Annotated in this window: 9 protein-coding genes and 1 riboswitch; of the genes, 5 read left to right on the top strand and 4 right to left on the bottom strand. The window is 34.4% G+C overall.

Annotated elements, in window-relative coordinates:
- Nucleotides 1-632: 632 nt before the first annotated feature.
- Nucleotides 633-974 carry an SdpI family protein gene (locus AB1280_RS06700; RefSeq protein WP_429755307.1) on the top strand — a complete coding sequence of 114 codons (342 nt, stop codon included), beginning with the start codon at nucleotides 633-635 and terminating at the stop codon, nucleotides 972-974.
- Between the two features lie 672 nt (nucleotides 975-1,646).
- Here AB1280_RS06700 and AB1280_RS06695 read toward each other — a convergent pair.
- From AB1280_RS06695 to AB1280_RS06680, 4 genes are all read right to left on the bottom strand, one after another.
- On the bottom strand, nucleotides 1,647-2,231 hold the full coding sequence (locus AB1280_RS06695; protein ID WP_429755306.1) for an MFS transporter: 585 nt from the start codon (nucleotides 2,229-2,231) through the stop codon (nucleotides 1,647-1,649).
- A 112-nt stretch (nucleotides 2,232-2,343) separates the two neighbouring features.
- Complete coding sequence (locus AB1280_RS06690) at nucleotides 2,344-3,006, bottom strand: GNAT family N-acetyltransferase (protein ID WP_429755305.1); 663 nt, start codon at nucleotides 3,004-3,006, stop codon at nucleotides 2,344-2,346.
- Between the two features lie 321 nt (nucleotides 3,007-3,327).
- Nucleotides 3,328-4,695: an alanine/glycine:cation symporter family protein gene (locus AB1280_RS06685; RefSeq protein WP_429755304.1), complete on the bottom strand. Its 1,368-nt coding sequence runs from the start codon at nucleotides 4,693-4,695 to the stop codon at nucleotides 3,328-3,330.
- A gap of 107 nt (nucleotides 4,696-4,802) precedes the next feature.
- A riboswitch (glycine riboswitch) is annotated at nucleotides 4,803-4,922 on the bottom strand.
- 230 nt (nucleotides 4,923-5,152) lie between these two features.
- The gene (locus tag AB1280_RS06680) at nucleotides 5,153-5,605 is read right to left on the bottom strand and encodes a PH domain-containing protein (RefSeq protein ID WP_429755303.1); all 453 of its coding nucleotides are present in this window, start codon (nucleotides 5,603-5,605) and stop codon (nucleotides 5,153-5,155) included.
- Nucleotides 5,606-5,833: 228 nt separating this feature from the next.
- Here AB1280_RS06680 and AB1280_RS06675 point away from each other — a divergent pair, with 228 nt between their 5' ends.
- The 4 genes from AB1280_RS06675 to AB1280_RS06660 all read left to right on the top strand — a co-directional run bounded on the left by AB1280_RS06675 (nucleotide 5,834) and on the right by AB1280_RS06660 (nucleotide 10,285).
- Nucleotides 5,834-6,712: an SDR family oxidoreductase gene (locus AB1280_RS06675; protein WP_429755302.1), complete on the top strand. Its 879-nt coding sequence runs from the start codon at nucleotides 5,834-5,836 to the stop codon at nucleotides 6,710-6,712.
- Nucleotides 6,713-6,951: 239 nt separating this feature from the next.
- A complete protein-coding gene (locus AB1280_RS06670; RefSeq protein WP_429755301.1) occupies nucleotides 6,952-7,449 on the top strand; it encodes a DUF421 domain-containing protein in 498 nt (165 codons plus the stop codon).
- A gap of 467 nt (nucleotides 7,450-7,916) precedes the next feature.
- Nucleotides 7,917-9,374: a PLP-dependent aminotransferase family protein gene (locus tag AB1280_RS06665; RefSeq protein ID WP_429755300.1), complete on the top strand. Its 1,458-nt coding sequence runs from the start codon at nucleotides 7,917-7,919 to the stop codon at nucleotides 9,372-9,374.
- Nucleotides 9,371-10,285 (top strand): D-alanine--D-alanine ligase, encoded by a 915-nt coding sequence (locus tag AB1280_RS06660; protein WP_429755299.1) that lies wholly within the window; start codon nucleotides 9,371-9,373, stop codon nucleotides 10,283-10,285. The genes AB1280_RS06665 and AB1280_RS06660 overlap by 4 nt, the downstream gene beginning before the upstream one ends.
- Nucleotides 10,286-10,328: the final 43 nt, after the last annotated feature.

Genomic DNA, 10,328 nt, shown 5'->3' with positions numbered 1-10,328 from the left:
TAGAATAGTAACCTAAGAGGTAATAAGCATTTGTATTATATATAAATACAAATTGGAAAGCTGACATAAAATTTCCTTTTTTAGGGGAGAAGGAGAGCGACTGGTCGCGCTTTAGAGCGGTCAGGGACCTTTTCTACCACAGGTAATGTTAAAATAAAGTGAACAAACAAGTAGCATGTCACTATTTGTTTTATATAACAGCAACTTAGATGTTGAAAAATCAAAGTAGATATAAATAGGTGAAAATTAAATGCGATATTTTAGCTGAGAAGCTTTAATCATATATTGCAAAAGTTTAAAGGTAAGAAACAAAATGATATACATATAATTTCTATATTTCCAAAGGAAATCCTAGTTGTAATTTTATAAATATTCAGATTATATTTTATAACTATACCTAAAATTAATGTTGCTGTCACTTATTTCTTCTAGTATCTTTATTTAGGAAAACTCGAGAATACCACACCTCTGGCTTATTTGATTATTGTGGATTTCCATAAATAATGCCAAATAGTGGTTCCACTATATATTCGCATTAATTAACAAAATAAAGGTTAGTTGTAATAATATGGTACAATACGGTTTGTAAAGGTAATAATTAATTTTGAAAAAATAAATAAAGGGGGATTTAAATGTTATATATGTTTGTAAATATAGGAATTAGTTTTTTGATTGGCATCATATTCATCTTATCGGCACTGCTATTAAAAAAATATCCGCCTACAGATATTAATGCAGCATTTGGCTATCGAACGCGTCGATCTATAAAGAATATTGAGTTATGGAATGCGGGTAATAAATATAGTGCTGAAATTATGAGACAACACGGTTTTTTGATGATTTTTATAGGAAGTATAATTAGCCTAACATTCAGGTACCCACATACAATAATTGCACTTATAGCTCTTATGCTACTATTAATAATGATTATGTTTCTTAAGGTAGAAATGAAATTAAAGGTAATGGAGAAATGATATAATATCAATTACAAATTTTTTTATAAAAATCGTATCATGATTATAATTGAAGAATCCCATTTGGTCGAACTTTTTTTATAAACAGTCAGTATATTTTATACGTATCTTAGTTAATTTTGCACATTATATAAGGGGTACCGCTGAAGGATGAATTATTGAAATTACGTGGAGTGGGCTAGGATAAATTTTGAGGATCAAAACTGTGCTATTTTTCGTTATTATGGAAGTTTATTAGAATATATCCCTATTAACTTTAGCAAAAATAAGGAGGAATGATTAATTTGAGAACCGGTATAGATAATTGGATGCCAGTAACTGTTTCGAGAATATATGAATCGTTTTCTGAAATTCCAATTGGGTGATGTATTGCTGGAGGTTGGGCATTAGATTTACATTTGGGCAATTATACTTTATTAAAATCAATAGTTACATTGAATACATGTAACTGATGTGGGAACCATTGAAATTTCAATAATTCTCACATCGAAGTTAAGATAATTCTGAATTTTGCACACTAAGGGATGTATAACCAAAAAAAGTCGATTCCCTATACGTTAAGAAATCGATTTTTCATATGACTTGTTAAACTAAAATGTCGATTCTTAAAATATGAAGGAAATAAAACTAATTTAATAAGAGAATGGGGTGATGAAATTTTTGTAGCTCCTTTTATATTGGAATATTAGTAGTTGGTTCCTCTTGTCTCTTTTGAATTTTAATGATTGTAAAGGATAACATCGCTGAGAACGCAATTAAAGAAGCTCCCAATATATACACCCACCTAATACCAATAACATCCGCAATTAATCCTACTAGAGAAATGGAAAAACTCGTGATGGTGGACAAGATTATACTTCTTGATGCATAAACTTTAGGAAGGAGAGCGCTATCCACATTTGTTTGGAGAGCTGTTTGTTGAGCGACATCTCTTAGTTGGTATGCTGGCCCCATACCTAAGCAAAGAATTAGGGATAAGATTGGGATGCTGCTTAATCCATAAAGAAGGGTAAGGATACTGAAAAGAGCCGAACCAATAGCCATACTTAAAATAAGATGTTTTTGTATCTTTTTAGCTAGCCATAAGGTAAATATTCCGCCTAGTATCGTACCAATATAATAACTTGAGTTAATATAACCCCACCATTGTACACTTTGATGTAAAGCTTCTTTAACATAAACTAGTGTAATCGCTCCAACCCAAATGCTACCTGCAATCCCTTCAATCATATCCATTAATGTCACCATCCGTAACATTTTATTCTTCCATAGAAGTATCCAGCCCTCTTTGGTGTGTCCCCACTTGGATTTGTTTTTTTCAATTCGCTCTTCATTTGAGAACGAATGTACGGTGAGATATAAACAATAACTAGCAAACCATAGCAATATTGCTGTTCCGATTAATGTCGGTATATGTCCAAATTGAATAACGATGAACCCTGTGAATGCCTAAGATACTTCCAAATTCATCTTTTAAGACAAGAGATTGATGTGACTGTCTAATTCTATTTACAAGGAATTCTCTCCTTGAATCACCAAAAGCATTTTTATCTAATTCAATAACTGTATTTAAATCATTCTCCCTTAATTCCTCTGCTTTTAATCTAGTAGAAAAGTATTCATCTGATGCTGTATAGTTATTACAGATGAATTTATGTACATAACCGACTTCATGAAAACCCATTTTTTTGTACAAAGGCTTCCCTTCGGTTGTAGCAATTAGCATTATAGATGTCTTTTCTGCTGCAAGATTAATACACTCTTTAGTAGCTTTTTTTCCAAGACCTTGTCCTCTATATTTAGGGTTTACAATTACCATTCCTATTGATGCTAAATTGGTATCATAAGCAATTATTGCTGCACTTGATACAATTTGACCCATCTCGTTTTTATGTCCTAAAATTTTGCCAGAAGACATAACTGTTCTAATTTCATTTCTATCATAATCCCATCCAACGAGTTCTGATAAAGATATTAGTCCTTCAATATCATTTTCATCCAAAATACTTAATTTAAAGTTTTTATTATTCATTGGTGGCTCCTTAAATAATTTTAAATTTAATTAATACTATTTTTCGTTTCTTGATTTTAACATGATTTAACTGTTATAAGAAAACACTTTGTTTAGCAAGCTAGTGATCCTTCTAAAAGACAAAAATACGGACTGAAAAAGTTGTATATTATACAGATTGAACTGTACCCCGAATCATGGACACTAAAAAAGATGTTTCCGATAGCGTATCGAAAACATCTTCTAAGTGCTTGACTTTTTATGGTCTTTTATTAAACTGTCCATTTTATAGAGTACAGTTCAAAGGTGGATAAGGAGGGGGATTCACAAGAAAAAGTTAAATTAACTTGCAATCTGATTGTTAGAAATGTTTGATTTTTCTTCCTGCAAAAACCGTTGTGTTTCTGTAACAACAATCCCGCTTAATCCGATTAGACCGATTAAATTCGGAATTGCCATTAGCCCATTTGCAATATCAGAAAATGTCCAAACTAGTCCTAGTTTTAAGTTTGCTCCAAATATGATTATACTGATAAAAATAAGACGGTAGTAACGAACCGCATTAGGGCCAAATAAATATTCAACGCATTTCTCTCCGTAATATGACCAGCCTAACATGGTCGAATAGGCAAATAAAATAATCGCAATGCCAAGTATCATACTTCCCGCACTTCCAAATACAGTTTGAAATGCAAAGGTCGTTGCTTCAACGCCTGTTTTACCAGAATTCCAAGCGCCTGTTGTGATCAGTACTAAACCAGTGATTGTACATACGACGAATGTATCAAGAAATGTACCTGTCATAGATACGAGTGCTTGTTTAGCGGGGGAGTCAGTCTTTGCAGCGGCGGCAGCAATCGGTGCACTTCCAAGTCCAGCCTCGTTTGCGAACACACCTCGGGCCATCCCGATTTGAATAGCTGAAGCAACAGTTGCTCCGGCAAAGCCTCCAGCAGCTGCAGTGCCATGAAAAGCTCCTGAGAAAATAAGCTGAAAAGCTTCTGGAATTTGACCTATATGATAAAAAATAATAATAAGTCCAGCAATGATATAAAAGAAAGCTTTAATTGGAACAAAAAAACCGGTCACTTTTCCTATTTTTTTAACACCGCCTAAAATAACAATTGCGATAAAAAGAGCCATTCCGATTCCTGATATGACCGGGGATACGGAAAAATTAATTTTCATCGCCTCAGCAACTGAATTAGACTGCACCATATTTCCAATTCCAAATGAAGCTGTTATTCCGAAAATAGCAAATAATATAGCGAGCCATTTCTTTCCTAACCCATGTTCTAAATAATACATCGGGCCTCCAGAGTATTCTCCGTTAGCACCATGCATGCGATATTTAACTGCAAGAATCGCTTCTGAATATTTTGTTGCCATTCCAAACAAGGCTGTAATCCACATCCAAAATACTGCACCAGGTCCCCCGATAGACACTGCGGTAGCAACACCAGCTATATTCCCCATCCCGATAGTAGCAGACATGGCGGTCATTAACGCTTGGAAATGGCTAATATCTCCTTTAGATGAGTTATCCTCTGATTTTCCGAATGCTAGCTTATGCGCATATAATAGTTTGATAAATTGTAGGCCTCGTAGACGTACTGTAAGGAGTATTCCTGTCCCAACAAGTAGTAACAGTGTCGGTAGCCCCCATACATAATGATTGATTACTTCTAATACTTGATTTACTGTTTCCATCTTTACTCTCCTTTAGAAAAAATAAAAAACCATTTCATGTAAACGAAATGGTCTCTGGAGATACAAGGAATAGAAAAATAAACCGATTCGGGAATCGGTATTTTCTGTCGCTTGTCTCTGTCCTTTTACCTGAGAGATTATCCGCTGAAATAGCGGATTTGCTCCTTCGGTGCTCTGTTTCCTCCATGTTGCTTGCAACAGGAGGGAGTCTCTCCAGAGATTCGTCCCCATACAGTTCTACTTGAATACAAGACCTGAGAGTTTCAAAGCTGTCCGACCAGCTTTTTGCCCCATCGGTAGATCATAAGATCTTCTCCTGTATGGTTCATCCGAATGCTATGAAATTAACATGAGTAATTATAGTCATGAATTGTATGGTAAGTCAAGAAAGAAATGAAAAAGGATCTCCCATACAGATATGTATCCTTCTGCGTCATAAGAGTAAATACGTATTGAATTAGTGCTGTTTCGCTTCACTATTTTGTAAATGTGGAAACCTAGTAAATAAAGTTTGTATGAACAATTCCTCGTTTTCTGGTGACAATTTAACACTGCCAAGCAAAGTATTTGGATAGTGAATTTCAACACCGTGAAATGCAGCTGCTAGGCGAAAGCCGATAAGCATATCATCAGTTGGGTGAACTCCAGTAATATTTTCATAGGGAACACTGCACCAAAAAGGACCGCATCTTGCATATAAACTCTTTTCTCGCAATTCATAGCGAATCACAAATATAATCCATAACATAAATAAATCAAATATAAAAATGATACTTGGAATAATGAGGCAATCTACAGAATTCAATGTTTCATCTAACCAAAGTGGAAGTGAGAGGAGTGTATTAGATAAAAGGAGGATTCCAATCATCTTATACCAATATCCTCGGTCTCGCCTTACTTTCCATTTCATTACATTACCTTCTTAATTGTGTGAGATGTTTTCCTATCAGAATTGAGGAATGTTTTATTTTTATAAAAATATTACCATGTTCCCGCGTGTATAATTAAGAATATATTATTTTCAGAGAAGAATATTGAAAATAAAGTAGTTTATATTGAATTTAGTTGGCAGAATGAAAAGGAAAGAGAATCATTTTTGAAATAAAGTGTAATCAAATAACATGTTAAGGAGAAATACATGAAATCATTACAAGGGAAAGTAGCAGTAGTAGCAGGTGGAACACGTGGTGCTGGAAGGGGCATTGCGATGATGCTCGGTGAAGCGGGTGCAACTGTTTATGTAACAGGAAGAAGTACAAAAGGAAACTTATCATCAATGGGAAGAACGGAGACTATCGAAGAAACGGCTGAACTTGTAACGAAACTAGGCGGAAAAGGAATTGCGGTTCGCGTTGATCATACTGTGAAAGAAGATGTAGCAGCTTTATTTGTAAAAATTGAAAAAGAGCAGAATGGACAGTTAGATATTTTAGTAAATGATGTATGGGGAGGCGATCCATTAACAGAGTGGAATGTACCATTTTGGGAACATAATTTAGATAATGGGATTCAAATGCAAACAACCGCTGTACATTCTCATATCATAACAAGTCATTATGGTGTTCCGCTTATGGTAAAAAATAAGAATGGGCTCGTTATTGAAATTACAGATGGTGTTGATTACGAATATCGAGGAAATATGTTTTATAGCCTTGCTAAAATTTCCACAATTCATTTAGCTCAGGCAATGGCAAGAGACTTAGCTCCCTACAACATCACATCTGTTGCAGTCAGTCCAGGATTTTTACGTTCTGAAGCTATGTTAGATATATTTGGTGTGACAGAAGAAAATTGGCAAGAAGGTGCAAAAAAAGATCCGCACTTTATCGCATCAGAAACACCATTTTTTATCGGAAGAGCAATTGCTGCTTTAGCGAGTGATCCTAATGTTCATAAGAAGACAGGAAAAGCACTTAGTTCGTGGGAGTTAGCAAGAGAATATAAATTTAAAGATATAGATGGAAGACAGCCTGATTGGGGAAAATATTTTGAAGAACATGTAAAACATACTTTATAAAAAAATATAATGATGTAGTTACAAAATCGTCTTTTAATATTCATAGGGTTGCAAAATGGTAATTTAGCTTTGACATGTAACCCAAAAACATAGATAAACGGAATAAATAAGAGAATTTTTTGAACTGTTTAAGAGTATGTTTGGAACATACTCTTTTCTATATGAAGTAAATTAAGGTTAAGAATAATTTGAAAAAGGTAATACTATGTATAGATTGTTGTAAAAGGATTGGAATATAGATGAACATTGCTTTTGAAAGTATCATTCTAATCAGTACAGGTATTATCGTTTTAAAATTTGCTGGAAGTAAGTCTCTTAGTCAGATGACAAGAGCTGAAATTATTGTCGTTGTATCTATTGGACGCATAATTGTAGAGCCTGTATTAAGTAAGAAGTTAGGACCAACTATATTAGTTGCCTGTATATTTTCTGCCGTGCTACTTATCATTCATTATCTAGAATTGAAATCACGAAAGGTAGAACGATTTCTAGATGGTAACACGATCGTTATTATTAGAGATGGACAAATTTTAAAGGATAACTTAAAGCGTGCCAAAATGACAGAGCAGCAATTATTTATGCATTTAAGAGGACAGGGAATTCATGACATTCAAACATTACAGCAAGCAACTGCAGAGCCAAACGGTCGTATCGGATATCAATTAAATGCTCAAGCACAGCCTGTTACTCGTGAAGTGTTAGAAAAGGTTCTGCGTCAGTATATTTCTAAAGAATAAGAAAAATGAAAGGACGTCTTAAGACTTATTGTCTTATGGACGTCTTTTTTCGGTAATACAATATTGAATGATGTCCTGTTTGAAGATTCCTCTAGACAGAGATTGTACCATTATGAGCATGTACAAGTTTATAAACAATTGCTATTCTAAGTCCAGTACCTTAAGAGGAGGATCAGCTGTTTTTCCACGGTAATATTGTGGAAAAAGATTTTCTAACATACCAAAGATCTACTTGGAGATTACGAAACATCTACTAATGTATCATTTATAAAGAAGGTCGATAATTAAAATGTCTAAATTATTATTGGTTAAGAAGCTAAAGTGAATTTTAATCTGCACCATTCTTCATATTAAAGTGGTATGAATGGTTTTAAAACCACCATACCACTAGTTAAAGAAAATACATATGTTGTGGACCTTTTGATATAGATATTGTTATGCAAAAATGATAACAAGGGGGCAAGGAAGTGTTTAATGATTTTAAGATAGTGGATAATCGTCCTGTTTATGTTCAATTAAAGGATTATTTAAAAAAAATGATTATGAAAGGACACTTGCTGGAGAACCAGAAACTTCCATCTACTCGAGAACTTAGTAAATTATTATCGGTCAGCAGAAATACTGTTCTCACTGCTTACGCGGATTTGGAGCAAGAAGGTCTAATTTATGCAATAAAGGGAAAAGGAAATTTTGTAGGTGAGATTGAAACATCAAAAGCGCCATCCATCGAACTAAACTGGAAAGAAAAGGTCAATGAAGTTACCTCGCTAGCTGATGAATTAGATTTAATGAAGCACGGTGTTCGTTGGGAAAAAGGCATGATTTCCTTCAATAGCATTGCTCCAGATGAAAAGCTTTTTGATGTTGAAAATTTTAAGAGAGCTTTTCTGACTCGAATGTCCATTGAAGGTGATATTGTTTTGAACTACGGATATGCCAAAGGTTATAAACCTCTAATTGATTATCTTCTTCACTACATGGAAATGAAAGGAGTAGACATTTCCAATAAAGATATTCTTATCACGAATGGCTTCACCGAGGGTTTGGATATTTTATTGTCTTCTTTAGCTAAAAAATCTGGACGTATTATTTGTGAAAATCCTACTCATCATGCTGCACTAAAACTTTTTCGATTACATGGATTTGATATACACGGGATAGAAATGAAAGATGATGGCATTGATATTGATCAAGTTGAGAAAAAATTATCCGAAATGGATTTTGATTTTGCATATCTAATTCCGTCTTATCATAATCCAACCGGGATAGTCACATCCTCGGAAAAAAGGACTGAAATTATGAAACTTTTTTCAAAACACCAAATTCCTATCGTAGAGGATGGATTTAATGAGGAATTACGCTATTCAGGTTCCCATTTAGCTCCGTTAATGACTTTCGCCGGTCCTGGCAACAATGTTATCTATATCAGTAGCTTTTCAAAAATTCTTTTTCCAGGGTTACGTGTTGGATGGATTTTAGCAGATAAGGAATTAATCCACTGTTTGGAAAGTGTGAAAAGGGCACGGACGATTCATACGTCTACAATGGATCAGGCGGTGCTTTATCAATATTTGCATGATGGTTATTTTGAAAAATATTTAAAAAAAGCTAAGGCAGTTTATAAGAAAAAATATGAGTTAGCCGTTCATGCTTGCAATCAATATATTCCTTTTAAAAGAATGACTGGAGATGGTGGACTACATCTTTTTATAGAATTAGAAAAAAGAATGGATTCACGTATGCTTTTGAAAAAATGCTATCAAAAGGGAGTTGTTTTTTCTCCAGGGGATGTTTTTTACACAGATGGAGGGGGAAGTAATACATTTCGATTGGGATTTTCCCGGTTAAAAGAAGCGGATATTGTCCATGGAATTAGGACAATTGGTGATACCTTAAAAAATGAAAATTGGGAGTTGGAAAAATGAGAGTTGGCGTTATTATGGGAGGAGTTTCCTCCGAAAAAGAAGTCTCCATTATGACAGGGAAAGAAATGGTTATACATTTGGATAAGAGTAAGTACGAAGTCGTTCCTATTAAACTTAATGATAAAAAAGAGCTTGTTGAAAAGCTAGGAGATCTTGATATTGCCCTGTTAGCACTACATGGAAAATACGGGGAGGATGGCACGATTCAAGGTACTCTTGAAACCCTCGGCGTTCCATATACAGGAAGTGACATGTTATCAAGCAGTATTTGTATGGATAAAAATATGTCGAAAAAAATTATTCGTTATGAGGGCATTCAAACACCGGATTGGATTCATATTTCAAATATGGAAGAGCTTCAATTTGATGAAATAGATAAAATGGGATATCCGTTAGTTGTAAAACCAAATTCAGGTGGTTCTAGTGTAGGAGTAAAAATCGTATACGATAAGGATACTTTATTATCTATGCTTGTGGATGTATTAAAATGGGATTCTGAAATTGTAATTGAAAAATATATAAAGGGTGAAGAAATTACCTGTTCCATTTTGGATGGAAAACTTTTACCGATTATTTCGATTCAACATGTAGCTGAGTTCTTTGACTATCATGCGAAGTACGATGATGCGGCTACGGTTGAAGAGATTGTAGAACTTCCGGTCACAACTCAAAAGCGTGTCGCTGAGGCTGCGATGGCATGTTATAAATCATTAAAATGCAGTGTGTATGCTAGAGTTGATATGATTATAAAAGATGGAATCCCATATGTCATGGAAGTGAATACACTGCCAGGGATGACAAAAAATAGCTTACTACCCAAAAGCGCTCATGCCGTGGGAATCTCTTATAGCAAGCTATTGGATATGATTATTGAAGTCTCTTTACAGACTAGAAGAAACGAAGGTTTTTAAATTAGAAATAGAATGGAAAGCAACTATTGAGTTAGGAGTTTAG

This window comes from Bacillus sp. S10(2024) (assembly GCF_050473865.1).
GTDB lineage: Bacteria > Bacillota > Bacilli > Bacillales > Bacillaceae_G > Bacillus_A.
Note: the sequence above shows the minus strand (reverse complement) of the source record. Positions and strands in the feature narration are given on the sequence as shown.